This window comes from Roseobacter denitrificans OCh 114 (genome assembly GCF_000014045.1).
Classification (GTDB): domain Bacteria; phylum Pseudomonadota; class Alphaproteobacteria; order Rhodobacterales; family Rhodobacteraceae; genus Roseobacter; species Roseobacter denitrificans.
Map to the genome: position 1 here is coordinate 12,712 of NC_008209.1, position 26,112 is coordinate 38,823.

Here is a 26,112-nt window from a genome sequence, read left to right on the forward strand (position 1 = left end):
GCAATGCAGAGGGGATAAATAACATAGTGAAAAAATGTTGATTTTTAAGAAACATGCCGAGTAGTCTATGGGCACAATCAAGCTGTGTGAGCTTGGACTCTTTTCGCAAAAAGCGAAAGATCAGACAGGGAGAAATAAATGAATAAATTTACAACTGCACTGGCAACGGGCGTGCTCGCATTCGCACCTGCATTTGCAATGGCCGACAGCGACGACCCAATCATCATTCCGATTCACAACTGGTCATCGCAAATCGTCATGTCCAACGTCGTAGGTCAGATGTTCGAGGAAATGGGCCTGAATGTGGAATATGTCACCACGGACAGTCAGGCAGTTTATGAATCGATCCGTCTGGGCGATGTCACCCTTGGTATGGAAGTCTGGGAAGGCGCTTTCGGTGCTTCATTCCGTGCGGCCATGGAAAAGGGCGGGATCGTCGATGCCGGCGATCACAACGCGGTAACGCGTGAGGACTGGTGGTATCCGATGTGGACCAAGGACGCGTGCCCGGGCCTGCCATCGTGGGAAGCGCTGAACGAATGCGCGGAAATCTTTGCAACGCCGGAGACGGGCGACAAGGGCCGCTACCTCGATGGTCCGGTGGACTGGCTCAAGCACGGCAAGGAACGTGTCGAAGCCCTTGGCATGGACTTTGAGGTCATCAACGCCGGGTCCGCCGCCGCACTCTGGGCCGAAATCGGGGCCGCAGAAGCAGACAAACGCCCCATCGTTGTCTTCAACTGGACACCGAACTTTGCCGAAGCGGTATGGCCCGGCGAATTCGTCGAATTCCCCGAGTGGGTTGATGGATGCGACAAGGATCCGGCCGTCGGCCCGAACCCTGACGCGCTTTATGACTGCGGCAATCCCGCTGACGGCTACATGAAGAAAGCCGCCTGGGAAGGCATGGAAGAGAAATGGCCGGATGCATTCGCCGTCCTGCAGCGCATCTCCTTCACCAACCCGCAAATTGCACAAATGGCGAAGCTGGTCGATATCGAAGACTATGAGCCTGAAGAAGCAGCCGAAATCTGGCTTGAGGAAAACGAAGACCTCTGGCGCCCCTGGCTGGACGCTTCCTCCTGATCGAGGACTTCACAATTTAGCACCACTTCCCCGGGCCTTTTTCTGGCCCGGGTTCCTGCTGTCGAATTTCGGGGATTTCACATGAAAGATTCAATGAACGTGGCCAGCGACATCGTCATTTCGGCCAAGAATGTCTGGAAGGTGTTTGGCAATAATCCCGAAGCCTACCTCAAGACAATGACCGCTGGCCGAAGCTTTGACGACATACGTGCCGATGGCTACATCGCAGGCGTGCGCGACGTGTCCGTCGATGTGTCACGCGGCGAACTGTTGGTCATCATGGGGTTGTCCGGGTCCGGCAAATCGACGCTGGTGCGCTGCCTGTCACGGCTGCATGAAATCACCGCCGGTACGATCACGGTTGATGATCAGGTCATCGGAGACCTGTCCGAGAAACAACTGATCGAGCTGCGCCGCAACAAGATGGGTATGGTGTTCCAGTCCTTTGGCCTGCTGCCGCACCGGACCGTGCTCGAAAACGTATCTTTCCCGCTTGAAATGCGCGGACAGGACCGCCACACGCGCCGCGAACGCGCGCTTGAGGTGATCAAGCTCGTTGGTCTGGAAGGCCGCGAAGAATATTTCCCCCGCGAACTCTCTGGCGGTCAGCAACAGCGCGTCGGCATCGCGCGCAGCCTCGCCATCGAGCCAGACATCTGGTTCCTCGATGAACCTTTCTCGGCGCTTGACCCGTTGATCCGCCGTGAAATGCAGGACGAATTCATTCGCCTTCGCGCCATGCTGGGCAAGACCATCGTCTTTATCACACATGACTTCGACGAGGCCCTGCGCCTTGCCGACCGCATCGCCATCATGAAAGACGGCGCCATCGAACAATGCGACACGCCCGATCAGATCGTGCTCAACCCGGCCACCGACTATGTGGCAAAGTTCACACAGGAGATCGACAAGGCACGCGTCGTGCATGCCGCCGGGTTGATCAAACCCGACCTCACCGGCAGCGGTGAACCGGTCAAGGCCTCGGCCACCATTCAGGAACTGGCGAAAATGCTGATTGATGACGCGCGGGACGTGATCCCGGTCGCCGATGAAACCGGGCCCATTGGTGCCATGGCGCGTAAAGATGCGCTTGATATCCTGTTGCAGGCGAACTGATGGCGATTGTTGCAACAAACACCGAAAGCCAGACAACGCCACTGTCATCGCGCACTTTGGGGTTGGGGCTCTTTCTTTTCGCCGTCGCACTGACCTTGCTGCACTACGCGGGTCTCTTGCCAGCGTGGCTGCACCGGCTGCCCGAAGCGGTGATCCCGCCCTTTGAGACATGGCTTGATGCGATTTTCAACTTTGTCAAAGACGACCTTGGCCTGCTCGCCCTGACGCGGTTTCTGACCGGAGGGCTTGAAGCGGTGCTCGATGTGACCGCGAACCTGCTTTATGGCAAACGTCGCTGGCCCTTCATCGACCCCATTCCATGGAGCGCGATCGCAGCGGCAACGACCGTGCTTGGCTATTATCTTGGTGGCTGGCGGCTGGCGGCTCTGGCGGGGGGCACCTGTGTCTGGACCGCGATGATCGGCCAGTGGGAAATCGCCATGGAAACCATGTCGGTGCTGGTTATCTCAGCGCCCCTTGCTTTTATGATCGGTCTGCTGGTCGGTATCTATGCGTGGAAATCCCCGTCGTTCAATCGCGCGCTGCTGCCGTTCCTGTCGGTCATGCAGACTCTGCCGTTTTTCACCTACCTGCTTCCGGCGGTGATCTTCTTCAAGGTCGGCCCGACGGCGGCGGCGGTGGCCACGACGGTTTTCGCCATCCCCCCGATGATCCTGATGACGACGCTCGGCCTGCAAAAGGTATCCTCCGAAGTTGTCGAGGCGGGCAAGATGAGTGGTTGCACGCGCTTTCAGATGATGCGGCATGTCTACCTTCCGTCGGCCCGCACCGAGATCCTCGTCGGCGTGAACCAGGTCATCATGCTCTGTCTGGCAATGGTCGTTCTGACAGCCTTTATCGGGATGCCGGGACTTGGCGCAAAACTCTTGCAGATGCTCGGCAGCTTCAAGATCGGCCGCGCATTCGAGATCGGCGTCACCATCGTGCTGGTCGCGATCACACTTGATCGCCTGTCCAAAGCATGGGTTGCGAAACTGCCCGAACACTTTGATCGTGGCACACCTTTCTACATCCGGCACAAATATCTGGTTGCCGGTGCCGTGGGCTTTGCGCTGTTCTTCGCACTCGCGCAGCTGGTTCCCATCCTTGCAGAAGTCGGGCGGCGGCAATCGCTGTCACAGGGCCGCGAGATTGACCAGTTGATCAAAGCCTACCTTGCGCTGGATTGGGTGAAAGCATCGACCGACGCCATGCGCTACGTGCTGAACGTCTGGATCCTCAACCCGTTCCGCGACTTCCTGCTCAGCATCCCGACAAGTGCGTTCATCATTCTGGTGGTTGCCGCCGGGCTGGTGATCGCCGGGCCGCGTCAGGCGGTTCTGGCGGCAGTCTTCTTCAGCCTTGTCGCGCTCAGCGGCTGGTGGGACAGATCAGTGATCACGCTCTATTCCGTGATTGCTGCTGTATCGCTGGCGCTGATCATCGGCATTCCGGTGGGCATCCTTGCGGCACGGCGCGAAACCACCGCCCGGCGGATGTTGCTGGTCTGTGATACAGCGCAGACCTTCCCCAGCTTCATCTACCTGATCCCGGCGATCATGCTGTTCGGCATCACGGCCACCTCGGTTGTCATGTCGATCCTGATCTTCGCCATGGTGCCACTGGTGCGCTATACCATCGAAGGTTTGCGCAGCGTACCCGCCGAAATGATGGAAGCCGCCGACATGTCGGGCGCAACCAAGCTGCAAAAGCTGTGGCAGGTGCAACTGCCGCTGGCGCTGCCGACGATGGCCGTGGGCTTTAATCAGGCGATCATGTTCGCATTCTTCATGGTCATCATCGCGGCCTTCATCGGCACGCAGGATCTGGGCCAGGAACTGCAACGCACGCTGGCCGGGGCCTATCTGGGCAAGAACCTCGTTCTGGGCCTTTGCGTTTCGCTGATGGCGCTGACCTTCGACATGATTGTCATGAAGTGGGCACAGGAGAAGAAAGCGAAACTGGGGCTGGCGCGTTAAAGCGTCCTGCGAAACAGCTGCCTCACCCACCGCATTCCGAAACCAAGGGTTTCAACGCGGTGGGTGATACTTGATGTTTCAGGTATTTCGTCAGGCGCCCTAAAAGGGGGCGGTTGCGCGCACCTTCATAGAACGCCCACCCTGCGGATGTTTAAACCGCAACTCTTCGGAGTGCAGCATCAGCCGCGGGTAATCGCGCGCGGGCCCCGTCGCATAAAACGGATCACCCAATATCGGATGGCCAAGGGCGCGCATATGCACCCGCAACTGGTGGCTGCGCCCCGTGTGCGGATGCAGGCGCATGCGCGCGGTCTGACCGTCGTCTTTCAGAACGCGCCATTCGGTTTGCGCGGGTTTTCCTGTCTCATGGCAGACCATCTGCCGGGGCCGGTTCGGCCAATCCACGATCAGCGGCAGATCAACGGTGCCCGTTTTATCGCACGGCACACCCCAGACCCGCGCGACATATGTTTTCCGGGTCATGCGCTTTTCAAACTGCAACCCCAGGTGCCGTTGCGCATGCGGCGTCAAGGCAAAGATCATCACACCTGAGGTGTCGCGGTCCAGCCGATGCACCAGCAGCGCATCAGCAAACATCGCCTGTACGCGCGCCAACAGGCAATCGGCCAGATGCGGCCCCTTGCCGGGCACAGACAAAAGCCCCGCCGGTTTATCCACCAGCAGCACTTCGGCGTCTTCATGCAGTACCGTCAAAGGGGTTTGCGGGGGCGCGTATGTCTCATCCATGCGCCCTGCTCGCAGATCGCCCCGCTCTTTTCAACCCGCCTTGACCCGTTCGGATTTCGGATCATACATCGGCTGCAGCGAGACGTCGGCCGCCACGCGCACGCCTGCCACATCCACCTCATAGTCGGAGGCAAGCACCTCGGCCGCGGTTTCCCCGGCACAAGGCACATACCCCAGCCCCATCGCGCCCCCCAGATGATGACCATAGGCACCGGAACTGAGAAAACCGACGATCTCACCGTTTCGCAGGACAGGTTCATTGTGATAGAGCAGCGGTTCGGGATCTTTCAGCTTGAATTGCACCAAGCGGCTTTCAAGCCCGGTGTCCTTCTTGCGCAGGACGGCATCACGACCGATGAAATCAGGCTTGTCCGTTTTGACCGCAAACCCAAGCCCCGCCTCCAGCACATGATCCTCGCAAGTGATATCATGCCCGAAATGGCGGAAGCCTTTTTCCATCCGCGCACAATCCATCATATGCATGCCACACAGCTTGACCCCGAGGTCCTGCCCTGCCTCATGCAGCACTTCAAAGGCATGCGCGGCCATATCCGACGAGACATAGACCTCCCAGCCCAGCTCGCCCACATAGGTCACGCGGTGAACACGGGCCAGCCCCATGCCCAGCTCAATCTCCTGCGCGGTCCCGAAAGGGTTCACCGCGTTCGAGAAATCCGCCGGCGAGACCTCTTGCAACAGTTTGCGCGCGTTCGGCCCCATGATGGCCAACACACCCTCGCCAGCTGTGACATCCGTGACCACAACGTTGAAATCCCCGCGATGGCGCATCATCCACGTCTGATCCGCCAAACGGGTTGCCGCCGGAGTGACGACCAGAAACGCCGTTTCCGACAGGCGCGTAACGGTAACATCCGCCTCGATCCCACCTTTGTGGTTGAGGAATTGCGTATAGACGATCTTGCCGACCGGCACATCAAATTGCCCGCCGCCCACATGGTTCATGAAGGCCACCGCATCGCGACCTTCCACGCGGATCTTGCCAAAGGACGACATGTCATACATGCCCACATTCGTGCGGACTGCCGCGACTTCCTCGGCGACATTGACAAAGAAGTTCTGCCGCTTCCATGTGTATTCATATTCCGGTTTCTGGTTATTGACCGCGAACCAATTGGCACGCTCCCAACCGGCCAGTTCCCCCATCACGGCACCATGCCGGATCAGGTGGTCGTGAAAAGGTGTGCGCCGCACCCCGCGCGCCGTCGCCTTTTGCCGGAACGGGAAATGATCTGCGTAAAGCAGCCCCAGCGTTTCTTTTGATCGCTCGAACAGATAGGTCTTGTTGCCTTGGAATGGCTGCATGCGGCTGATGTCAACATCGCCCAGATCAAACGGTTTTTCGCCCGCCTCCATCCATTGCGCAAGCGCCATCCCCGCCCCGCCAGCGGATTGGATACCGATCGAGTTAAATCCGGCGGCAACCCAGAAATTATCCATCTCCGGCGCAAGGCCAAGGTGATAGGCATCATCCGGCGTGAAACTTTCGGGGCCGTTGAAAAACGTGTGAATGCCCGCTTCCGCCAGCATTGGCATGCGCTCTACCGCTGCCTCAAGGATCGGTTCAAAGTGGTCGAAGTCTTCGGGCAGCTGGTCGAATTCGAAATCAGCAGGAATACCCTTCATCGCCCAGGGTTTGGCGTTTGGTTCAAACGCGCCCAGCAGCATTTTGCCTGCGTCTTCCTTGTAATAGGCGCATTCATCAGGCACGCGCAGCACCGGAAGCTGGGTCAAACCGGCGATGGCCTCGGTGACAATGTAAAAGTGCTCGCAGGCATGCAGCGGTACGTTGACACCCGCCATGCGACCCACTTCATGCCCCCACATACCGCCACAATTGACCACCATATCCGCCGTGATGTGACCCGTCTGCGTACCCTGCGTCCAATCCACGCCGGTAGCGCGCCGCCCCTCGCAGGTGATGCCGGTGACGCATGTGCGCTCCAGCACCTTTGCGCCGCCTTGCCGCGCGCCCTTGGCCAGCGCCAGCGCGATATTGGCCGGATCGCCCTGCCCGTCCTTGTCGAGATAGACCGCACCGGTCACATCGCTGATGTTGAGATGTTCGTACCGCGCCTTGACCTCCTGCGCGGAGATTTCCTCGACATCGACGCCAAAGGCACGCGCCATGGCCGCCTGACGGTAGATCTCTTCGCGGCGCTCCTCGGTCAGCGCAACGGTGATTGACCCACAGCGCTTGAACCCTGTCGCAACGCCCGTTTCCGCCTCTAAATTGCCGTATAACTCCTGACTGTATTTCGCCAGTTTCGTCATATTCGCCGTGGCGCGCAGTTGCGCGATCAATCCGGCCGCGTGCCAGGTCGTCCCGGACGTCAGCTGTTTGCGTTCCAGCAAGACAACATCGCTCCAGCCCTGTTTGATCAGGTGGTAGGCGACAGAACAACCGATGACGCCGCCACCGATAATAACGACCCGTGCGTGCGAAGGAGGAAGTGCCATAAGAGGTCTCCGTTCAGAAAAACCTGCCCTCAAACGAGGGTATGTCCGGCTGCCAGCAGCCGCTTTTTGAGTTCCGCGATGTGTTTTGGGCCGACCTCGCAGCAGCCGCCGACGATGGTGGCCCCGGCGGAAACCCATTCCATGACATAGCCGGCATAGGCGCGCGGCCCCATATCGCGGCGCGTTTCGAGCGTGTCCACGGTTGGTTTTTCTTTCAGGAAGTCTTCGGAAATTTGCACGAAGCCATTGGCATAGCCGCCAAACGGTTTTCCGCTTTGCGCGAGGATCGGCATCGCCTTGGTGACTGCCTCGGGAGCTGAGCAGTTGACGAGCACGGCATCCGCATTTGCGGCAACCTCCAGCGCGTCCTCAAGCGGTTCGCCTGAACGCAACTGCATCCCGTCACTGTCCGAAACTGTCAGTGACAGCCAAACGGGCAGGTTTGTGCTGCGCGCCCCTTCAAGAGCGTCACGCGCATGGGCAACCGAAGCGACCGTCTCAAGGATGAGCAGATCACACTCAGGTGCAAGCAGCGCCGCAGCCTCGACAAAGAGCGGCACAGCAACCTCACGGGAGGGGTGGAGGTCAGGACGATAGCTCGCCACCAGCGGCCCCAGCGCTCCGGCGATACGGCCAGAGCCATGTGTCGCGCGCGCCGCGGACGCTTCGCTCAGGGCGCGCTGATACAGATCCTCAAACGCGTCCTCCATACCGGTGCCTTCCAGCCGGTCATGGTGGATTGCATATGAATTCGTCGTGGCGACCGTCGCACCGGCGGCAAAGTAATCCGCGTGCACCGCTTCGACCAGACCGGGGTGATCCACCATCACCTGCGCTGACCACAGTGGCGTGGGCTTGTCCCCCGCACGGTGCACCAATTCCTGCCCCATGCCACCATCCAAGAGGGTAATCTGCGTCACGCACGGATCCTCTCGTTTTGCGGATCCCAAAGCGGCTGATCTGCCTGCACCGTTGCCCTGCGGCGTTGACCATAGATTTCAACCTCGATCTCGGTGCCCGGTTCGGTCAAATCCTTGCGCAGCATGCCAAGCGCGATGGACTTGTTCACACGGTAGCCCCAATCGCCCGAAGTCGTCTCGCCGACGACCTCATCCCCGTGAAACAGCGGCGCCATATAGGGCGCATCCTGTGCACCGGCATCCACCACCAGCGTGACGAATTGCTTTTTCACGCCCTGCTGTTTTTCGTTCAGCAAGGCCGCCTTGCCGGGAAAATCCTGTGGTTTGTCAAAGCGGATGAACCGTTCCAGCCCGCCTTCGAGCAGCGAATAATCCGACGACAAATCACCTTTCCACGCGCGGTATCCCTTTTCGATCCGCATGGAGTTCAGCGCATACATCCCGAAAGGCACAGCCCCCGCATCAAGGATGGCGTCATACATCGCCGGGATATCCGCGTTTTCGGCGTGCACTTCCCAGCCAAGCTCCCCCGCAAAGGACACGCGCAGCAGGGCCGCCCATCCGCCTGCAACCTCGGTCTCCTGAAAGCTGAGCCACGGCAGGGTCAGATCGGCGTCGCACAGCTTGCCCAGAAGGGCGCGCGCCTCCGGGCCCGTCACGATCAGGGTCGACATCCGGTCGGTCCAGTCTTCAAGCGTAAAGGCACAGTTGTCCGGCATTTGCGCTTCGAGCCATTCGCGGTCGTGCCATTGCGCCGATGCGGCCGTCACAAGAACAAAACGGTCCTCCGCCTCGCGCGTCACGGACATTTCGGTCAGGATGCGCCCCCGGCTGTCCGCAAAATAGAGCAGACCAACGCGGCCAATCCTGGGCAACGATCCCGTGGTCAGGCCACGCAGCCATTCATCTGCCCCCGGTCCTGCCACCTTGAAGCGCGAAAACCCCGGCAGGTCCAGCACGCCGACGCCATCGCGCACGGCCTCGACCTCTTCCTTGATGCGTGCGGCCCATGGCCCGTTGCGGTCCCATGTCTGGGTCGACTCCTCGGATGTATCATCGCCCGGTTTGGCAAACCAGTTCGCCCGCTCCCAGCCATTGAATGCGCCCATCTGGCCGCCAAGCGCACGGATCTTCTCATCCACCGGAGACAGTTTCTTGTCCCGTCCCGCAGGCCATTCGTGGCGCGGGAAATGCATCGCGTATTCATGGCCATAGGTTTCAAGCGCCTTGCTCAGGCAATAGTCGTGATCCGCATAATCGGTGTAGCGGCGCGGATCGACGGCCCACATGTCCAGTTCCGTCTCGCCGTGCATGATCCATTCCGACAGCACCTTGCCGGCCCCGCCGCCCTGCGCGATCCCGAAGGTAAAGCTGTGCCCTTCAAAGGCGTTCCTGACCCCCGGCATCGGGCCGATCATCGGCAAACCATCGGGCGCATAGGGAATAGGCCCGTTGATGTTGCGCCCCACGCCGGATGTGCCCAAAAGTGGCAACCGTGCCATCGCATCTTCGATATAATACTCCAGCCGCTCCAGATCATCCGGGTAAAGCTGGAACGAGAAATCCTCCGGCATGGGATCCTCCGGCGTGACCCAATGCGCCTTGCAGTTGCGCTCATAAGGGCCGAGGTTCAGACCCGTCTTTTCCTGCCGCAGGTAATAGGACGTATCCACATCGCGGATCATCGCGACCTTTTTGCCGTTTTCCTTGGTCCAGGCTTCCAGCTCGGGGATCGGTTCGGTCAGGAAATACTGATGGCTCATGACCACCATCGGCACAGTGCGCCCGCCGAAGGGTTTGAACATCTCGCCCACGCGCTGCGCGTAATAGCCCGCACAATTGACGACCTTTTCGCAGCGAATATCGCCTTTTTCGGTTTTCACGATCCATTCGTCGCCATCCCGGTCCATCCCAATGACCGGGCAGAACCGTTCAATCCGCCCGCCTGCCTGCCGCGCGCCCTTGGCCAGCGCCTGCGTCAGTTGTGCGGGGTCAATATCACCATCCAACGGATCCCACATGCCCCCCGCAAGATCATGCGTTTCCATGAAGGGGTTATACTGCTGCAATTCCTCAGGTGTGCAGATGTCCATCTGCAGACCCTGTGCGCGCCCCATGCCGGCAACTTTCTCGAACTCCTGCATCCGTTCCTTGGAATGCGCCAGACGCACAGCCCCGGTGACATGGTAGTTCATCGGGTAATCCACGTCGTCACCCAGCGTCCGATACATGGCCGCCGAATAGCGCTGCATGTTCATCACTGCCCACGACCCGGCGAAATTCGGCACGTTACCCGCCGCATGCCATGTCGACCCGGCGGTCAACTCGTTCTTTTCAAGCAATACGCAGTCTTTCCACCCGGCCTTGGCCAGATGATAAAGGGTCGAGGTGCCCACCACGCCCCCGCCAATAATCACGACGCGCGCTGTTGTTGGAAATTCAGCCATTTCACTTCTCCTCTTGTGGGACAAAGTCCGTAGTCTTGTCATAGCCCCCTTTGCCGACGGCAAAGCGATGTGTTTCGCGATCAAAACCGGCGGGTGGCGTATTCGGGTTAGGCGTGGTGACGTTTGATGTCATGTCAGTTGCGCCCCGGCGCATTGGAAAGGCCAAGCAACAGACCGTAGATCACGAAGCAGGACGCCAGAATGCGCCGCAGCCAAACGCTGAAAACCGCATCCAGCGCGGCCCGCCCAAGCCCTGCGCCAAGCGCACAAAAGCCGGTGTAGCTGAGCGCGGTCAGCGTCAGCGCGGTTGGCACGATGACGATCATCTGCTCCCAAATCGGCACATCCGCTTGCACGAACTGCGAAAAGGCCGCGAGGTAACCTGCAACGCTCTTGGGGTTGATGGTGGCGATGGCGAGCGCCTGAAAGTAGATGGATTTTGCTGGTTTTGCGCTGATCGTCACCGGGGTGCGCGCCTGCATCCAGCCGCGCACCCCAAGGTAGATCAAAAACCCCGCACCGATCATCTTGGCCGCGAAAAACCCAGCGGGTGATGCCGCAATCAGCGCCGTGATGCCAAAGGCGGAGAGGATCAGGAACAGCGTCGCTTGCGTCAGGATCGCCAGCACCCCGATCATCGCGCGGCCAAACCCGAGGTATATGCCGTTTTGGATGCAATTCACCGCATTGGGACCCGGCGTTGTGACAAAGACAATCCAGAACAGCGCGAATATCGTCCATGCCTCAAACCCCATCAATAAACCGGCGGCGCGATGACCCAGATCGCCACTGCCGGCTCTGCGTAGGGGTTTGACCAACGGAAGGCTTCGCCGCGAATGCGAAAACTGTCACCGGGGTAGATCGTGTGGACGGTATCGTTGATCTCGATCTGCAAGGTGCCGGAGAGCAGATAGGCGACTTCTTGCGTGGGGCGGGTGACCATCTCACTGACGCGGCTGCCCGGTTCAAAGGTGGAATGCACCATCTCGAAATCATCCGTGAGGTCAGGCGACAACAGCTCTTCGACCAACCCCTCGGTTTTCGAGCCCATCGGGCGGCGCGCAGCGGCACGCACGATATAGCCCGCCTCGGTCGCGGTCGCCGGCGCGTGGCGAAACAGCATCGAGATTGAAACCTCAAGCACCTTGGCAATCGCGCGCAGGTCGGAAATCGACGGGTCGGATTTGTCCCGCTCCACCTGACTGAGCCAGCCGACAGAACGCCCCAATCGCTCCGCCAGATCCGCCAGCGTCAGCCCGCGCGCTTTGCGCAGGGCCCGCAGATCGGCCCCCAAAGTCTGTGGTTCGTCTGGCAAGCTGTGGTGCATGGGCGTGAAAATTCTCCTTCGAATTTCACGGTGCCTGAGTTGAATGAAAAAATCCAGACATTTTTCACGCCGCAGGGTGCGTTTTTTCCGCCCGATTGAACATCTCTTGCCTCCGGACGTTACAACCGACCGAAAACAGCCTTCAGAATATCGTCGATCTCATCCGCATCGCGCTGCTCGAATGCAGCGGGCTGGTCGCTGTCGATATCAAATACACCCAGCAACGCGCCACGCGCGTTTTCGACCGGCAGCACGAGTTCGGACCGCGTGCTCGAGGCGCAGGCGATGTGACCCGGAAAGGCATCGACGTCTTCAATAAGCTGTATTTCGCGCGTCCTTGCGGCAGCCCCGCAAACGCCGCGCGAAAAAGGGATGACCAGACAACCATGACCCCCTTGATAAGGCCCGATCTTGAGCATTTGCGGCCCCGTCACCCGGTAAAACCCAGTCCAGTCGAAACGGTCATCGCAGTGATGGATTTCGCAGGCCACCGTGGCCATCAGGGCAATAACATCGGTCTCTCCCTCGGTCAGGGCAGCGATGGTTTTGGCGAGGGTTGGGTAATCGGTTTTCACGCGTCTGCGCTCCGGAATAGAAATCTGTTTGTTAACAAAACAAATGGCTTAGCCGCGTTCAATCGCAATGGCAGTCGCCTCGCCCCCCCCAATACAGATCGCAGCGACACCCCGTTTGACATCGCGCTTTTCCATCGCATTCAGCAAGGTCACCATGATCCGCGCGCCCGATGCGCCAATCGGATGCCCCAGCGCACAGGCACCGCCGTTCACGTTTACGACTTCGTGATCAAGAGCCATTTCATGCATGAAGGCGAGCGGCACAACCGCGAAGGCTTCGTTCACCTCCCACAGATCAACGCTGCCCTTGTCCCAGCCTGTCTTTTCCAAAAGTTTCCGGGCGGCCGGAACCGGGGCAGTCGTAAACAAACCCGGTGTCTGTGCGTGGGTTGCATGGCCAACAATGCGCGCACGCGCGGTCAGGTTTTTTGATGCGGCATAAGCACCTGAGGCCAAGACCAGCGCCGCCGCGCCATCCGAAATGGACGAGGCATTCGCCGCAGTAACCGTGCCGCCTTCGCGAAACGCGGGCTTGAGCTGCGGGATTTTATCCGGCCTTGCTGCCCCCGGCTGTTCATCCGCGCTGACCTTGATCGTGCCCTTGCGCGACACCACGTCAACCGGCGTTATTTCGCCGTCAAAGGCGCCGGACTTCTGCGCCTCCACCGCGCGGGACAAGGATGCCAGTGCATATGCATCCTGCGCCTGCCGGCTGAACTGAAACATCTCGGCACAGTCTTCGGCAAAAGTGCCCATCAGCCGCCCCTTGTCATAGGCGTCTTCCAACCCATCCAGAAACATGTGATCAATCACTTCACTGTGCCCCAAACGCGCGCCAGAGCGCATTTTATGCAGCAGATAGGGGGCGTTGCTCATGCTCTCCATCCCGCCCGCCGCGACCAGACCGGCCTGCCCCAACGCGATTTGATCAAAGGCAATCATGGCCGCTTTCATGCCGGACCCACACATCTTGTTCAGCGTGGTGGCCGGTACGGTTTCATCCAGACCAGCGGCAAAACCCGCTTGCCGGGCCGGTGCCTGCCCCTGCCCCGCCGGCAATACGCAGCCCATCAGAACTTCATCAACCGATGAAACGCCAGCATCCTGCAGCGCCGATTTCAAGGCCACACCGCCAAGCTGTGCCGCGCTGAAAGAGGACAGCGCGCCCTGAAACCCACCCATTGGTGTGCGCGCCGCGCCCAAGATCAAAACATCTGTCATGCTTCGTTAACTCCGAATACCTAAATGAAATCGTAAGACTTACCGGGTAAGACCGTTTCCCATGTTTATGTCGGAGTATACGATGGAACTTGCAAGCAAAACAGAAGAGCAATTGCGGATCGTGTCCGTTCAGGATACGCGCATCGATGCTGCTGTTGCAATTGAGTTCAAAGATGCAATGCGCGTGGAAACTGATGACGGGCCGGACCTTGTCGTTCTGGACCTGAGCCGTGTCGAATTCATTGATTCCAGCGGGTTAGGTGCCATCGTGGCCGCGATGAAGCATATGGGCAAGGACCGGAAAATGGCGCTTGCGGGCCTAACACCAACGGTTGAGCGTGTGTTTACCCTGACACGAATGGACTCGGTCTTTAGTGTCTTTCCGACCTTGGAAGGCGCTTTGGCTGAATTAAAGCCGCAACAGACGTGCCAATAAGGAGCGAGTAAATGGAATCGGAACAACTCCGTCCATTTAGAGTCTGCGTCGAAAGCGGACAATACGCAGCAAGAGAAGCTCTGCGCGAGTTTCTTGATGCATTGCGCCCTCTGAAACTGGACGTTGAAGAATCCGGCACCATCGAACTGGTACTGGCCGAGGTATTGAACAACATCGTTGAACATGCCTACCCGCCGTCACAACCCTCCGGCCCCATCGCGATCGAGTGCGCACACCGCCAAGACGGTCTGATCCTGAAGATCAAGGATGAAGGACATGCAATGCCGGATGGCAAAATGCCTCTGGGCGAACTGACGCCCCTCGATGTGGAATTGGAAGACATGCCAGAGGGCGGATTTGGATGGTTTCTCATTTCACATCTTGCAAAAGACGTCCGGTATGCGCGTGTCGGGCATGAAAACCACCTGAACATGCGCCTCGCAGTAGGCACGTCATAACGTTTTCACCAACGGCATCCCTTTTTCACGGCGCCTTCCTCAAACGGCCCCGTTTTGGACATATTCCTGCCTTTTTTCAGCATCACTCTGAAACGCGTAGCTGCAAATAGCTTCCCTCGACGCTGCGTGTAACAGCCCCCACCCAATACGCAGCGTCGGGGACTCCCCTTTGAGAACACTGATTTATCCCGTCATGGGTCGTGGACTTCCATCCCGAAGTCGCTAGTTTACGCGCAGAATTATCATGACCAAAGGCCCTCACATGCGCGATTTTCACCTTCCCGGCCGTTCCCCGGTTCTTGCCAGCAACGGCATGTGTGCCACATCACATCCGCTGGCTGCAAAAACCGCGGTTGATGTTCTGCAACAAGGCGGCAATGCGATGGATGCCGCCATCGCGGGCGCTGTCCTGCTGGGCCTGTGCGAACCGGCGATGACGGGTATTGGCGGTGATTGCTTTGTTCTTTGGTCTGATCGTGATCGCCAGAATGTGCGTGCGTTGAACGGATCAGGACGCGCGCCCGCAGCTTTGGATGCGCATGATCTGCGCGAGGCCGGCGAAACCACCGTTCCATCCTTTTCGGCCCATGCCGTGACCATTCCCACAGCGGTTGCCGCTTTTGCCCATCTGGCGGAAACAGTCGGCACCCTCGGTCTCGACAGGCTGCTGGCGCCCTCGATCAAATACGCCCAGGAAGGTATCCCGGTCGCACCTCGCGTGGCCTTTGACTGGGAAAACTATGGCCACAACCTGCAAGGCAGTGCGCGGGAACAATACCTGATCGACGGAAAACTCCTGAAAACCGGTGATATCTTCCGCGCCCCCGGTCAGGCGGAGGTCTTGCGCCGCATCGCCGAACAAGGCGCGTCGGCTTTTTACACCGGCGAAATTGCCGAAGACATGGTGGCCACTCTTCAGGCAGCGGGCGGTGTGCACACATTGGATGATTTCGCGGCCGCAGCCTGTGACGAGACCACGCCAATCTTCGGCACCTACAAGGACATCGACATCGTTGAACATCCCCCCAACGGTCAAGGGGCTACCGCGATCCTGATGCTCAACATCCTCGCGCAGTTTGACCTAGCGTCGATGGCGCCTTTTGGCACCCAACGCGCACATATCGAGGCAGAGGCGGCGAAACTGGCCTATGATGCCCGCAACCGTTTCCTTGCGGATGCCGATCATACCACGCGGCTGGCGCATATGCTGGATATGTCGCTTGCCAAAAAACTGGCCGCGATGATTGATCCGGGCAAAGCGATGCCAGCGGCCGCCCCGTTGACGGAAATGGTCCACAAGGACACCGTCTATATTTCCACCGTGGACCGCGATGGAATGGCCGTGTCGCTGATCTATTCAATCTTCAAGGATTTCGGCTCGGGCATCGCCTCTGATAAATTCGGGATTCTGTTACAGAACCGCGGGGCGGGATTTACGCTCGAACAGGGGCACCCGAATGAGCTCAAGGGCGGCAAGCGTCCGATGCACACCATTATCCCTGCGATGCTGCGCAAGAACGGCAAGGTGATCATGCCGTTCGGCGTCATGGGCGGGGCCTACCAGCCGAACGGACATGCGCGGTTTGTAACCAACCTCACCGACTTTGGCATGGACCCGCAAGCGACCATTGATGCACCGCGCGCCTTTTCCGACATGGGCAATATGCAGGTTGAACGGGGCTATAGTGATGCAGTGCGCCAGGAACTGACCGATCTGGGTCACTCGGTGAGCATACCCCAGACGGCAATCGGCGGGGCACAGGCGATCATGATGCATGACAATGGCGTTCTTGAGGGCGCGAGTGATCCGCGCAAAGATGGCTGCGCCCTGGGCTACTGATCAAGCGCTCAGTTGAGCTGAAAATGCAACGGATAGCTGCCATCCTGTAGCGGGCCGAACAGATCGGGGATATCGGGGTGATCCACCGGTTCGCCTGAATAATCCGCGATCAGGTTCTGCTCCGAGACATAGGCGACGTAATAGCTCTGCTCGTTTTCGGCCAGCAGGTGATAATACGGCTGCTCTTTCACCGGACGGCTGTCTTCGGGAATCGCTTCATACCATTCTTCGGTGTTTGAAAACTCGGGGTCTACATCAAAGATCACCCCGCGAAAGGGATGTTTCTTGTGGCGGACGATCTGACCCAGGTGATATTTTGCGCGCGTTTTAATCATAGCATTGCAGCCCCTCGGTTCCGTTAGTAGACGCATCGGGCGGTGTTTGTCCAATACTTGGTCGGCAAAAGTAAGGAAACAGTTTGTGAACCTCGCACTGACAGTGCTCGAAATCGTAGCGCCGGTGTTTCTGTTGGCAGCCATCGGATTTGTCTGGGTCAAACTGGGCAATGAATACCGCATCAGGTTCGTCACACAGCTTGCCATGACGCTCTCGGTGCCCTGCCTGATTTTCGTCTCCCTGATGGAAACACAGATCGCACCAGAAGACTTGACCGCCCTGTCACTGGCCGCCATCGGGGCCTATGGCGTCGTCACAGTCGCAATCCTTGCGCTGGTTTTTGTGCTCAGGCTCAACCGCCAGACATTTGCCGCGCCCCTCATGTTCGGCAATACCGGTAACATCGGGTTGCCACTGGCGTTTTTCGCCTATGGCGAAACGGGGCTGGGCTATGCCATCATCGTGTTCGGCATCATGGCCGTCTGGTCTTTCACCTTTGGCGTCTGGCTCGTCGCGGGTGCCGGATCGTTCGGCAAGGTGGTCCGTGAACCCATGGTCGCAGGCACCATTCTGGGCGCGATCTTTTTGTGGCAGGGCTGGCAAACCCCGCCCTTTGTGACAAATACGCTCGACCTCATCGGGCAGATGGCAATTCCGCTGATGCTCATCACCCTTGGGGTCGCCATTGCGCGGCTGAAACCGGGGGGGATCTTGCGCGCAACGGCTTTAAGCGCAGTTAAACTGGTGATCTGCACGGGCGTCGCGTGGTACATCGGGGATGCGTTTGAACTTGATCGCATTGCCTTGGGCGTGCTGGTCCTGCAGGTAGCAACACCGGTGGCGGTCACCTCTTACATGCTGGCGGAAAAATACGGCGCGGATGCCGAAGAGGTTGCGGGCCTCGTTGTGGCTTCAACCCTGATGTCTGTTGCTGCCTTGCCTCTGTTGCTGGGCTTTTTGTTGTAGAAAACGTGATTTCCCCTTGGCGAAGATTTGCGCTACTGCAATAAAAAACAAAAATAAAAGCGAGAGGCAGATGAGCAGAACTCTTCGCGCTATGGCAATTTTACTGTTGGTCGCCTCCTGCGGGGGGGTGTCCTCTACGGCTCCGCGTAATCTGAACGATGCGTGCAGCATTGCCGAACAGCGCCCTGAATACATGCGTGCGTTTCAGCGGACCCAGCAAAAATGGGGCGTACCGGTGCATGTGCAAATGGCAACGATGCATCAGGAAAGCCGGTTTATCGGCAATGCAAAGACGCCGCATAAATACGCTCTGGGCGTCATTCCGATGGGCCGCGTTTCCAGCGCATATGGCTATTCGCAAGCGCTGGATGGCACATGGTCGGATTACCAGCGCGCCACGGGCAAGCGTCTGGCGCGCCGGGATCGTATCCGCGACGCCTCCGATTTCATGGGCTGGTACATGAACATCAGCCAGCAGCGTAACGGCATCCCCTTGCATGATGCGCGCAACCAGTACCTTGCCTATCACGAAGGGCACACAGGCTATGCGCGTGGATCCTACAACCGCAAATCCTGGCTTTTGAATGTGGCCGACAAGGTGGATGCGCGCGCCGATCTTTATCAGGCGCAACTGGCCACCTGTAACCTGCGCTGATCACATCAGCGGTCGCGGCCTTTCTCGCGATCCGCATCGAAAAGAGAGTTGGGCAGCTCCATGCCCGTCTCGAATGCGTCCAATATGACCCGCGTCTGTGCGCCTGAGGCATCATGAATGACCCATTGCTCAAGGCGCGTGGGTTGATCGGTGAAATACATCTCCAGAAAGCCGTTTTCGAGGTTGTCGGGGTCTTCGGCGGTCACGATCGTCGCAGTCCCGTCAAAGCGCGCATTGCGCACCATCGCGGCCCGCGTCAAATCAATATCACGGCCCAACAGCAGCGACAGCGGCGTGCGGCTCAGCGGATATGTTTCCGACGGTTGGTTGGATTTGCGGTCAATGATCACCACCGCAGAGGCCGCCGCAATCACCAGCGCCTGTTCGGGCGGGTCGTATTCAAACCGCATCCGACCGGGGCGGCGGATGTACAGCTGCCCGGTGCTGACGGACCCATCATCATTGATCTGCCGGAAGGTGCCCTTGAGCGTTTCAAGACTGTTGAGATAGGCGGATATCTCCGCCAGCTTCAACTGTTCTGCCGCGGCGGACGCCACGGGGATCAACGTCAGACATGCAGCCAGCAGGGCGCGCGGTAAAAAGCTCAAGGAAACATCCTCCGATAGTCGAACCTAACCGTCACATAGGCGACATCGGCCCGTTATGCGATATCACCGCATCAAACGAAGCACTTTTTTGCCCGTTATCCCTGCTCAGGTACGAGAATCTCGCGTTTGCCGACGTGGTTCGCAGGCGAGACGAGCCCCTGATCTTCCATCTGCTCCACCAGCCGGGCGGCTTTGTTATAGCCGATGGCGAGTTTGCGCTGGATATAGCTGGTCGAACATTTGCGATCCTTCAGGACCACCTGCACCGCTGTGTCATAAAGCGCGTCTTCACCATCGGTGTTTCCGCCCAGACCCAGCACCGCGTCGATGTTGCTTTCGGCATCCTCGGAGGGCCCCTCAACCACACCATTAACGTAGTCAGGTTCACCGTAGGCCTTGAGGTGATTGACGATTTCCTCGACCTCTTCGTCCGACACGAAAGGACCGTGGCAGCGCGTGATCTTGGCCCCGCCCGCCATATAAAGCATGTCCCCCATGCCCAAAAGCTGCTCCGCGCCCATCTCCCCGAGGATCGTCCGGCTGTCGATTTTCGACGTCACCTGAAAGGAAATCCGCGTGGGGAAGTTCGCCTTGATCGTACCCGTGATCACGTCCACCGAGGGGCGTTGCGTCGCCATGATCAGGTGAATGCCCGAGGCGCGCGCCATCTGCGCCAGACGCTGAATGCAGGCTTCAATTTCCTTGCCGGCCACCATCATCAGGTCCGCCATCTCATCAACGATAACGACAATATAGGGCAGCGCCACGGGCGTGTTTTCTTCGGTCTCAAAGATCGGCTCGCCGGTTTCCTCGTCAAACCCGGTCTGCACCGTGCGGCTGAACATCTCGCCCTTGCTGAGCGCCTCGCGCACACGGCCGTTATAGCCTTCAATGTTGCGCACACCCATTTTCGACATCTTGCGATAGCGTTCTTCCATTTCACCGACCACCCATTTCAGGGCGACAACCGCCTTTTTCGGGTCGGTCACAACAGGCGACAGCAGATGCGGGATGCCGTCGTAAACGCTCAGTTCCAGCATTTTGGGATCAATCATGATCATCCGACATTCCTGTGGCGTGAGCTTATAGAGCAACGACAGGATCATCGTATTGATCGCAACCGATTTACCCGACCCCGTGGTCCCGGCAATCAAAAGGTGGGGCATTTTGGCAAGGTTCGCCACAATCGGATCGCCGCCGATATCCTTGCCCAGGGCAAGCGGCAGGCGCATGTTCGTATCGCCAAAATCACGGGCGGACAGGATTTCGCGCAAGACGACCTTTTCGCGGGTATCATTGGGCAATTCGATCCCGATCACCGACCGGCCCGGCACGGTCGACACCCGCGCGGAAAGGGCCGCCATGGACCGCGCGATATCATCGGCCAGACCGATGACCCGGCTTGCCTTGAGGCCCGGTGCAGGCTCCAGTTCGTACATGGTCACGACGGGGCCGGGGCGCACGGCAACAATTTCGCCCTTTACGCCATAGTCATCCAGAACGGATTCCAGCATGCGCGCGTTTTCCTCAAGCGCTTCATCGCTAAGGTGCAGGCGCGGCACATCTATCGGATTTTCCAGCAGGTTCAGCGGCGGCAGTTCGAAACCGGGGTGCGTGTCATCAAAGGACAGCGTTGGCTGCGCTTCGGCCTGCGCACGGCGAGAAGGCTGCACCGGTTTGCGGACCGGCTGCTGCACAACGCGGCGCGGGGCGGGACGCGGAATTTCGATAACCTCGTCAACGCGGGGCTCTGGCATATCAAATGATGCGGTGTCTTCTACTTCTATTTCCGGCGCGGGTGGCTTCGCATGGCGCGCGGTGAGCGGAGGTTCGGGCCGCACGACCGGCGTTGTATCCAGCACCAGCGGATCCGGCCCACGCCCCCGACCACGCGTCAACGGGGCCGTCGCCGGGACATGCACCGCCGTGCTTGAGCGCACGCGGGATTTGATCACATCCGCGATGCGCGCCTTTATTCTGTCCTCGCCCGGGCCCTCTTCGACATCGGGTGCGTCGGGCTGTGCGACCAACTCCGGTTCGGGCATTGCGTCCGGTCGACGCACAAGGCTCGGCATGCGGGCGAACAAGCCGGTTTTCGGCTGGGTCTCCGCTGTTTCAAACATCATGTTATCCGGCAAGGGCGCGACTTCGGTCTGCGCGAGTGCGGCCATTTCCTCTGCCTGCGCCCGGCGTTCCGCGCGCCGCGCCGCAAGCTCCTGCGCGGTGGAAACGGCACCCTGTGCACTGCGCCCCAGCAGGGTCATGACACCGGCATAAAGCATGACAAGGCCCATCAGCAGAAAACGTCCGATCCGGGCCACCTCAGCACGCGTGAAGCCCAGAACAAAACCGCCAAACACGATGATGCCAATGGCCATCAGCAAGGACATCAGTTTCACAGTGACGGTCGAACCAACCGGCAACAGCGTCAAAATCGCACCCATGACCGTGTCGCCAAAAAGCCCACCCAGCCCGAAGCTGTGAATATCAAGCCAATTGCCAGCGGGCGTCAGCGTCGCTGCATAGATCGACCCCAGCGCGATCGCAATCGGGGCAAAGATCAGACGGCCCAAGGCGCGCTCCGCCCCCGCGTGCAGCGCAAAACGCAGCCCCCATGCCACCAGCACGATGCCAATGCCCCAGGACCCCCAGCCGACAATCATGAACAACGGTGCCGCAATCGAGGCCCCGATCCGCCCCATCCAGTTCTGGACCGTCGCATCGGTTGACACCATCCAATTGGGATCATCGGGCGTGTAGGACGCAATCATCGCGCAGGCCATCGCACCAAGAACCATCAGCACCAGCCCGAACAGTTCTTTCCCGCGCTTTTCCATCGCCTCCGCCATGTTGCTGTCGAAAAGTGGATCGCGCCCGCGTGTCTGAAATGCCATACCCTTTTTACCCTTCATGTTTTTCACGGATACAAACAATCGCGGATCATCTGGATGCCCCGCTCAGTTTCCGCTTTTGGTGCCACCATCGCGGCCCGAATATACCCCTGGCCGGGGTTTACCCCCTCCCAGTCCTGCGCCAGATACCCGCCCGGCAAAACCCGCACACCGGTTTCGCGCCAGAGCTTCACCGCCGCCCGTTCGTCGTTTTCGACCGGCAACCACAGGAAAAATCCGGCATCCGGGCTGGCATAGCCCGGCACATTCCCCAAAATCCGGTCTGCAATTTCGTATTTTTCGACATAAAGCGCGCGGTTTTCGTGCACATGCGCTTCATCGTTCCACACCGCCGCCGCTGCCATCTGCAAGGGCAAGGGCAAAGGCGCGCCCGCATAGTTTCGCAGTTGCTTGATTTCCGCGATATTCTTGGCCCCACTGGCAACAAAGCCGGACCGCAGCCCCGGCAGGTTCGACCGTTTGGACAGGGAGTGGAAAATCACGACGCGGTCCGGGTCTGCGCCGATGTCTTGGGCCACCTGCAACGCCCCCACGGGCGGCGCCCCGCGATAAATCTCGGAATAACATTCGTCGGCAAAGACTTTGAAATCATATCGCTCGGCCAGCCCCATGAGGTCACGCCAGTATTCTGCACTCGCTACCGCCCCTTGCGGGTTGGCCGGTGAGCAGATGTAGGCTGCCGTCGTGCGGTTCAGCGTTTCCTCAGACAGGGATGAAAAGTCAGGCAGATGACCGTTTTCGATCGTCGCAGGCACCATGACAGGGTCCGCGCCGACGGACAGGGCGGCGATCATATAGACCTGATAGAACGGGTTTGGCATCAAAACTGCGGGGCGTTGTCCGTTTTTCGTCTCCGGACAAAGGGCCATCACCGCGTTATACAACCCTTCCCGCGTGCCGTTGAGGGCCATGACCTGCGTGTCCGCATCGACGGGCACGCCGTAGCGACGCTGCACAAAGCTCGCGATGGCTTGGCGCAGTTCAGGCGCGCCATCATTGGGCGGATAGCTGTTGAACCCGGCTGAATGTTCGTTGATGACTTCCATAACCCACTGAGGGAAAAGGTGTTTCGGCTCACCAATGGTCATGTGAACAGGCACGCCGCCGCCCTCATGCACGTCCAGAAGAGCGCGCAGGCGCGGCCAAGCATGTGCCGGAAGGTTCGAAAACCGCTCTGGATACATCATCAAAACTGCCTCAGTCGGGATCGTTATCGTCCCGTTGCGCTTAAGGTAGCCAAGCTGACGCCCTGCGTCCACAAAAACGCGCAGCTTTATCGCAGTTTGTGTCTTTTAGGCCAAAGCCTGTTCCGCCGCCGTTCCCAGACGCAAAAGCGCTTCCTCGCGGTGCGGCGGTGCCATCAGCATCAGCCCGCAACTGGGCGTATCCGTTGGCAGGCTCAGCGCGCAAAGCCCCATCAGATTGCCAATGCGCGTATTGCGCAGCGACATCAGGTTTTCTGTGACGTAATAATCATGATCCGTGTTCAGCCTGTTCAGATTCGGCGGCAAAATGGGTGCTGTCGGTAAAATGACAGCGTCAAACCCGGCCGTTGCTTGATGGTAAGAAACGCGGGCCGCTTCAAGTGCGGCCCAGGCGGCAACATAATCCGGCCCGGAATGGTTCTGGCCAAGTCGAAAGCGCTTGAGGATCTCCTCATACATCGCATCCGGGTTCGCTTCGATCACGTCGCGCCACAGCCCATAGGCCTCGGCGGTGTAAAGGCATGTGGTCAGCGCCATCGCATCGTTTACCGCGTCGATATGGATTTCTTCAACCTGCGCGCCCGCCAGTTCCAGCTTGGAAACGGCGGCGGAAAACGCTTCTGCCGGACCGCTGCGCAAATCTTCCATCGCAACGGTGTTCAACACCGCCAAACGCCTGCCCGTAAGCGATGCGCCGGATAGATCCGCCGCCCTGCCCCCTTGCAGCACCGCCAGCATCAGCGCTGCATCCTCGACCGAACGGCACAGCGGGCCGACCGTATCAAAGCGGGCCGCCAGAGGGACAACACCGTCGTTGCTCAACCGCCCCGATGTGGTCTTGAGCCCCACAAGATCGTTCCAGGCCGCCGGTATGCGCACCGAACCACCGGTATCAGAGCCAACACCCACAGCGGCCAGATCGAACGCCACGGAGGCCGCCGCCCCGGAAGAAGACCCGCCCGGCACCGCACCGTCATCATTTATGCAGGGCGGCGTCGCCGTGCTGGGATTATAGCCCAGACCGGAAAACGCCAACTCGCTCATATGTGTCTTGCCGAGACAAACAAGCCCGGCAGCGGTCGCGTTTTGCAGCACTTTCGCGTCACGTTCCGGGACGCGGTTTTTCAACAGCAGCGACCCGGCCTCTGTGGCAACGCCTGCGGAATCAAACAGATCTTTCCAACTGATCGGCACACCGTCCAGTGGCGAACGCCGCTGACCACTGCGCGCACGACCCCGGGCTGCTGCCGCTTCGTGCAAAGCACGCTCTGGCGTCACACGGGCGTAGATTCGATCCCGCAACGGATATACGCTGATCGCATCCAGATAGGTTTGCGTCAGATCGACCGGGTCGATTTCCCCCGCGGTGATCCCCCTGCCCAGATCCGCCGCTGTCAATTTAAGCCACGCCTGCATGCCATCCCCCATAAGCGTTCGATTTTGGCGACGGTAGCGACGCAACCGCGCATGGACAATCCCCCCGCCCCGGCCATATTCAGACACATGGCATTTGACAGCGACATTTTAATTGTAGGGGGCGGGCTGAACGGGCCGACGCTTGCCCTTGCTCTTGCACAGGCGGGGCACAGCGTGACGATGATTGACGCGGTGCCGCTGGGCAGTCGCAAAAGCCCCGGCTTTGATGGCCGCTGCTATGCCATGGCGCTGACTTCCACCCGGCTGCTTGAGGCCGTTGGTATCTGGGAAACGCTCGAACCTGATGCGCAACCCATGCTCGACATCAAGGTTACCGATGGCCGCGCGGGAGAGGGACCATCGCCCTTTTTCATGCATTTCGACCATGCCGAGATCGAAGAAGGCCCCATGGGCTATATGGTCGAAGACAGACACCTCAGGCCCGCCTTGCTCAGCGCCTCGGACGCGCATGAAAACATCCAGACGCTGCACGGTGAAACGGTGGTTTCACAATCCGCAGAGGCAGGCAGCGTATCGGTGACACTGGCAAGCGGGCGCGTCCTGACGGGCAGGTTGCTCGTGGGGTGCGACGGGCGCGGGTCCGGCACGGCCATGCGCGCCGGGATCAAACGCACAGGCTGGGACTATGGCCAGACCGCACTGGTCTGCGCGGTTGAACACGCATTGCCCCATCACGGCGTCGCACATCAATTCTTTATGCCGCCGGGGCCGCTGGCGATCCTGCCCCTGACGGGCAACCGCTCCTCCATTGTCTGGAGCGAAACCGCCGAAAACGCAGCACTGATCAACGAGATGCCGGACGAGGCCTATATCGACGTGCTCAAACCCAGGTTCGGCAGTTTTCTGGGTGATATTACGCGCGTCGGTACGCGCTACACCTACCCTTTGTCGCTGTCGTTGGCGAATACGCTGGTCGCGCCCCGGGTTGTTCTGGTCGGCGACGCAGCCCATGGCGTCCACCCGATTGCAGGTCAGGGACTGAACGCAGGCGTTCGCGATATCGCCGCATTGGCCGAGGTCGTGACGGATGCAAAACGGCGCGGCGAAGACATCGGCGCCGAGGGCGTGCTTTCGCGCTATCAGGAATGGCGACGGTTTGATAACACCACTCTGGCGCTGGCCACCGACACGTTCAACCGTCTGTTTTCAAATGATAACCCCGTGTTACGGGCGGTGCGCGACATTGGCATGGGGATTGTCGGAAACATGCCCGCCTTGCGTCGGAGTTTCATCCGCGAAGCCGCCGGTCTGACCGGAGACTTGCCCAAACTGCTGAAAGGTCAAAGGCTCTGAAGCGTCATTCGAAAAACATCAATCACCTGACGCCGCATGAAATCAAAGATGCCAACGCGTCACCTGATAC

23 protein-coding genes are annotated in these 26,112 nt (G+C 59.3%); 9 read left to right on the forward strand and 14 right to left on the reverse strand.

Annotated features, from left to right (window positions below):
• Positions 1 to 138 precede the first annotated feature (138 nt).
• From RD1_RS00060 to RD1_RS00070, 3 genes are all read left to right on the forward strand, one after another.
• A complete protein-coding gene (locus RD1_RS00060) occupies positions 139 to 1,086 on the forward strand; it encodes an ABC transporter substrate-binding protein (RefSeq protein WP_011566375.1) in 948 nt (315 codons plus the stop codon).
• An 81-nt stretch (positions 1,087 to 1,167) separates the two neighbouring features.
• Complete coding sequence (locus tag RD1_RS00065) at positions 1,168 to 2,202, forward strand: quaternary amine ABC transporter ATP-binding protein (RefSeq protein ID WP_011566376.1); 1,035 nt, start codon at positions 1,168 to 1,170, stop codon at positions 2,200 to 2,202.
• Positions 2,202 to 4,181 (forward strand): ABC transporter permease, encoded by a 1,980-nt coding sequence (locus RD1_RS00070; RefSeq protein WP_011566377.1) that lies wholly within the window; start codon positions 2,202 to 2,204, stop codon positions 4,179 to 4,181. Before RD1_RS00065 ends, RD1_RS00070 begins: the two co-directional genes overlap by 1 nt.
• Positions 4,182 to 4,280: 99 nt before the next feature.
• Here RD1_RS00070 and RD1_RS00075 read toward each other — a convergent pair whose 3' ends face one another.
• From RD1_RS00075 to RD1_RS00110, 9 genes are all read right to left on the reverse strand, one after another.
• Positions 4,281 to 4,928, reverse strand: a complete 648-nt coding sequence (locus RD1_RS00075; RefSeq protein WP_011566378.1) for an RluA family pseudouridine synthase — start codon at positions 4,926 to 4,928, stop codon at positions 4,281 to 4,283.
• Between the two features lie 30 nt (positions 4,929 to 4,958).
• Complete coding sequence (locus tag RD1_RS00080; protein ID WP_011566379.1) at positions 4,959 to 7,406, reverse strand: GcvT family protein; 2,448 nt, start codon at positions 7,404 to 7,406, stop codon at positions 4,959 to 4,961.
• A gap of 29 nt (positions 7,407 to 7,435) precedes the next feature.
• Positions 7,436 to 8,326, reverse strand: a complete 891-nt coding sequence (locus RD1_RS00085) for a homocysteine S-methyltransferase family protein (protein WP_011566380.1) — start codon at positions 8,324 to 8,326, stop codon at positions 7,436 to 7,438.
• A complete protein-coding gene (locus tag RD1_RS00090; RefSeq protein ID WP_011566381.1) occupies positions 8,323 to 10,773 on the reverse strand; it encodes a GcvT family protein in 2,451 nt (816 codons plus the stop codon). The genes RD1_RS00085 and RD1_RS00090 overlap by 4 nt, the downstream gene beginning before the upstream one ends.
• A 1-nt stretch (position 10,774) precedes the next feature.
• Complete coding sequence (locus RD1_RS21360; protein WP_281259759.1) at positions 10,775 to 10,906, reverse strand: hypothetical protein; 132 nt, start codon at positions 10,904 to 10,906, stop codon at positions 10,775 to 10,777.
• Position 10,907: 1 nt separating this feature from the next.
• Positions 10,908 to 11,528 carry a LysE family translocator gene (locus RD1_RS00095; protein ID WP_044032849.1) on the reverse strand — a complete coding sequence of 207 codons (621 nt, stop codon included), beginning with the start codon at positions 11,526 to 11,528 and terminating at the stop codon, positions 10,908 to 10,910.
• On the reverse strand, positions 11,528 to 12,100 hold the full coding sequence (locus RD1_RS00100) for a helix-turn-helix domain-containing protein (RefSeq protein ID WP_011566384.1): 573 nt from the start codon (positions 12,098 to 12,100) through the stop codon (positions 11,528 to 11,530). The genes RD1_RS00095 and RD1_RS00100 overlap by 1 nt, the downstream gene beginning before the upstream one ends.
• A gap of 119 nt (positions 12,101 to 12,219) precedes the next feature.
• A complete protein-coding gene (locus tag RD1_RS00105) occupies positions 12,220 to 12,675 on the reverse strand; it encodes a GAF domain-containing protein (protein WP_011566386.1) in 456 nt (151 codons plus the stop codon).
• A 48-nt stretch (positions 12,676 to 12,723) separates the two neighbouring features.
• Positions 12,724 to 13,896 (reverse strand): thiolase family protein, encoded by a 1,173-nt coding sequence (locus RD1_RS00110; RefSeq protein WP_011566387.1) that lies wholly within the window; start codon positions 13,894 to 13,896, stop codon positions 12,724 to 12,726.
• Positions 13,897 to 13,978: 82 nt separating this feature from the next.
• Between RD1_RS00110 and RD1_RS00115 the strand changes: the two genes are divergently transcribed.
• The 3 genes from RD1_RS00115 (at position 13,979) to ggt (ending at position 16,630) form a co-directional block, all read left to right on the forward strand.
• On the forward strand, positions 13,979 to 14,332 hold the full coding sequence (locus RD1_RS00115; protein ID WP_011566388.1) for an STAS domain-containing protein: 354 nt from the start codon (positions 13,979 to 13,981) through the stop codon (positions 14,330 to 14,332).
• A gap of 11 nt (positions 14,333 to 14,343) precedes the next feature.
• Positions 14,344 to 14,790, forward strand: coding sequence for an ATP-binding protein (locus RD1_RS00120; protein ID WP_011566389.1), 447 nt, complete (start codon positions 14,344 to 14,346; stop codon positions 14,788 to 14,790).
• 262 nt (positions 14,791 to 15,052) lie between these two features.
• A complete protein-coding gene (ggt, locus tag RD1_RS00125) occupies positions 15,053 to 16,630 on the forward strand; it encodes a gamma-glutamyltransferase (protein WP_011566390.1) in 1,578 nt (525 codons plus the stop codon).
• Positions 16,631 to 16,638: 8 nt separating this feature from the next.
• Here ggt and hspQ read toward each other — a convergent pair whose 3' ends face one another.
• On the reverse strand, positions 16,639 to 16,965 hold the full coding sequence (gene hspQ / locus RD1_RS00130) for a heat shock protein HspQ (RefSeq protein ID WP_011566391.1): 327 nt from the start codon (positions 16,963 to 16,965) through the stop codon (positions 16,639 to 16,641).
• Between the two features lie 85 nt (positions 16,966 to 17,050).
• Here hspQ and RD1_RS00135 point away from each other — a divergent pair, with 85 nt between their 5' ends.
• Both RD1_RS00135 and RD1_RS00140 read left to right on the forward strand, forming a co-directional pair.
• Positions 17,051 to 17,932, forward strand: a complete 882-nt coding sequence (locus RD1_RS00135) for an AEC family transporter (protein WP_011566392.1) — start codon at positions 17,051 to 17,053, stop codon at positions 17,930 to 17,932.
• Positions 17,933 to 18,002: 70 nt separating this feature from the next.
• The gene (locus RD1_RS00140) at positions 18,003 to 18,587 is read left to right on the forward strand and encodes a hypothetical protein (protein WP_011566393.1); all 585 of its coding nucleotides are present in this window, start codon (positions 18,003 to 18,005) and stop codon (positions 18,585 to 18,587) included.
• A gap of 5 nt (positions 18,588 to 18,592) precedes the next feature.
• On the opposite strand, the gene RD1_RS00145 is transcribed toward RD1_RS00140, so the two are convergent.
• The 4 genes from RD1_RS00145 to RD1_RS00160 all read right to left on the reverse strand — a co-directional run bounded on the left by RD1_RS00145 (position 18,593) and on the right by RD1_RS00160 (position 24,728).
• Positions 18,593 to 19,195, reverse strand: a complete 603-nt coding sequence (locus RD1_RS00145; RefSeq protein WP_050759035.1) for a LolA family protein — start codon at positions 19,193 to 19,195, stop codon at positions 18,593 to 18,595.
• Between the two features lie 95 nt (positions 19,196 to 19,290).
• Positions 19,291 to 22,089, reverse strand: a complete 2,799-nt coding sequence (locus tag RD1_RS00150; protein ID WP_044033288.1) for a DNA translocase FtsK 4TM domain-containing protein — start codon at positions 22,087 to 22,089, stop codon at positions 19,291 to 19,293.
• A 23-nt stretch (positions 22,090 to 22,112) separates the two neighbouring features.
• Positions 22,113 to 23,291 carry an aminotransferase class I/II-fold pyridoxal phosphate-dependent enzyme gene (locus RD1_RS00155; RefSeq protein WP_011566396.1) on the reverse strand — a complete coding sequence of 393 codons (1,179 nt, stop codon included), beginning with the start codon at positions 23,289 to 23,291 and terminating at the stop codon, positions 22,113 to 22,115.
• Between the two features lie 108 nt (positions 23,292 to 23,399).
• Positions 23,400 to 24,728, reverse strand: coding sequence for an amidase (locus tag RD1_RS00160; protein ID WP_011566397.1), 1,329 nt, complete (start codon positions 24,726 to 24,728; stop codon positions 23,400 to 23,402).
• A gap of 51 nt (positions 24,729 to 24,779) precedes the next feature.
• Here RD1_RS00160 and RD1_RS00165 point away from each other — a divergent pair, with 51 nt between their 5' ends.
• A complete protein-coding gene (locus tag RD1_RS00165; RefSeq protein ID WP_011566398.1) occupies positions 24,780 to 26,042 on the forward strand; it encodes an FAD-dependent monooxygenase in 1,263 nt (420 codons plus the stop codon).
• Positions 26,043 to 26,112 lie beyond the last annotated feature (70 nt).

Bases quoted from the DNA above. Each gene is read 5' to 3' on its own strand.
- RD1_RS00150 (WP_044033288.1), bottom strand. From the start codon at position 22,089: ATGGCATTTCAGACACGCGGGCGCGATCCACTTTTCGACAGCAACATG.
- RD1_RS00120 (WP_011566389.1), top strand. From the start codon at position 14,344: ATGGAATCGGAACAACTCCGTCCATTTAGAGTCTGCGTCGAAAGCGGA.
- RD1_RS00155 (WP_011566396.1), bottom strand. From the start codon at position 23,291: ATGTATCCAGAGCGGTTTTCGAACCTTCCGGCACATGCTTGGCCGCGC.
- RD1_RS00070 (WP_011566377.1), top strand. From the start codon at position 2,202: ATGGCGATTGTTGCAACAAACACCGAAAGCCAGACAACGCCACTGTCA.
- RD1_RS00110 (WP_011566387.1), bottom strand. From the start codon at position 13,896: ATGACAGATGTTTTGATCTTGGGCGCGGCGCGCACACCAATGGGTGGG.
- RD1_RS00160 (WP_011566397.1), bottom strand. From the start codon at position 24,728: ATGCAGGCGTGGCTTAAATTGACAGCGGCGGATCTGGGCAGGGGGATC.
- RD1_RS00100 (WP_011566384.1), bottom strand. From the start codon at position 12,100: ATGCACCACAGCTTGCCAGACGAACCACAGACTTTGGGGGCCGATCTG.
- RD1_RS00165 (WP_011566398.1), top strand. From the start codon at position 24,780: ATGGACAATCCCCCCGCCCCGGCCATATTCAGACACATGGCATTTGAC.
- RD1_RS00080 (WP_011566379.1), bottom strand. From the start codon at position 7,406: ATGGCACTTCCTCCTTCGCACGCACGGGTCGTTATTATCGGTGGCGGC.
- RD1_RS00095 (WP_044032849.1), bottom strand. From the start codon at position 11,528: ATGGGGTTTGAGGCATGGACGATATTCGCGCTGTTCTGGATTGTCTTT.
- RD1_RS00115 (WP_011566388.1), top strand. From the start codon at position 13,979: ATGGAACTTGCAAGCAAAACAGAAGAGCAATTGCGGATCGTGTCCGTT.
- RD1_RS00075 (WP_011566378.1), bottom strand. From the start codon at position 4,928: ATGGATGAGACATACGCGCCCCCGCAAACCCCTTTGACGGTACTGCAT.
- RD1_RS00140 (WP_011566393.1), top strand. From the start codon at position 18,003: ATGAGCAGAACTCTTCGCGCTATGGCAATTTTACTGTTGGTCGCCTCC.
- RD1_RS21360 (WP_281259759.1), bottom strand. From the start codon at position 10,906: ATGACATCAAACGTCACCACGCCTAACCCGAATACGCCACCCGCCGGT.
- ggt (WP_011566390.1), top strand. From the start codon at position 15,053: ATGCGCGATTTTCACCTTCCCGGCCGTTCCCCGGTTCTTGCCAGCAAC.
- RD1_RS00090 (WP_011566381.1), bottom strand. From the start codon at position 10,773: ATGGCTGAATTTCCAACAACAGCGCGCGTCGTGATTATTGGCGGGGGC.
- hspQ (WP_011566391.1), bottom strand. From the start codon at position 16,965: ATGATTAAAACGCGCGCAAAATATCACCTGGGTCAGATCGTCCGCCAC.
- RD1_RS00065 (WP_011566376.1), top strand. From the start codon at position 1,168: ATGAAAGATTCAATGAACGTGGCCAGCGACATCGTCATTTCGGCCAAG.
- RD1_RS00060 (WP_011566375.1), top strand. From the start codon at position 139: ATGAATAAATTTACAACTGCACTGGCAACGGGCGTGCTCGCATTCGCA.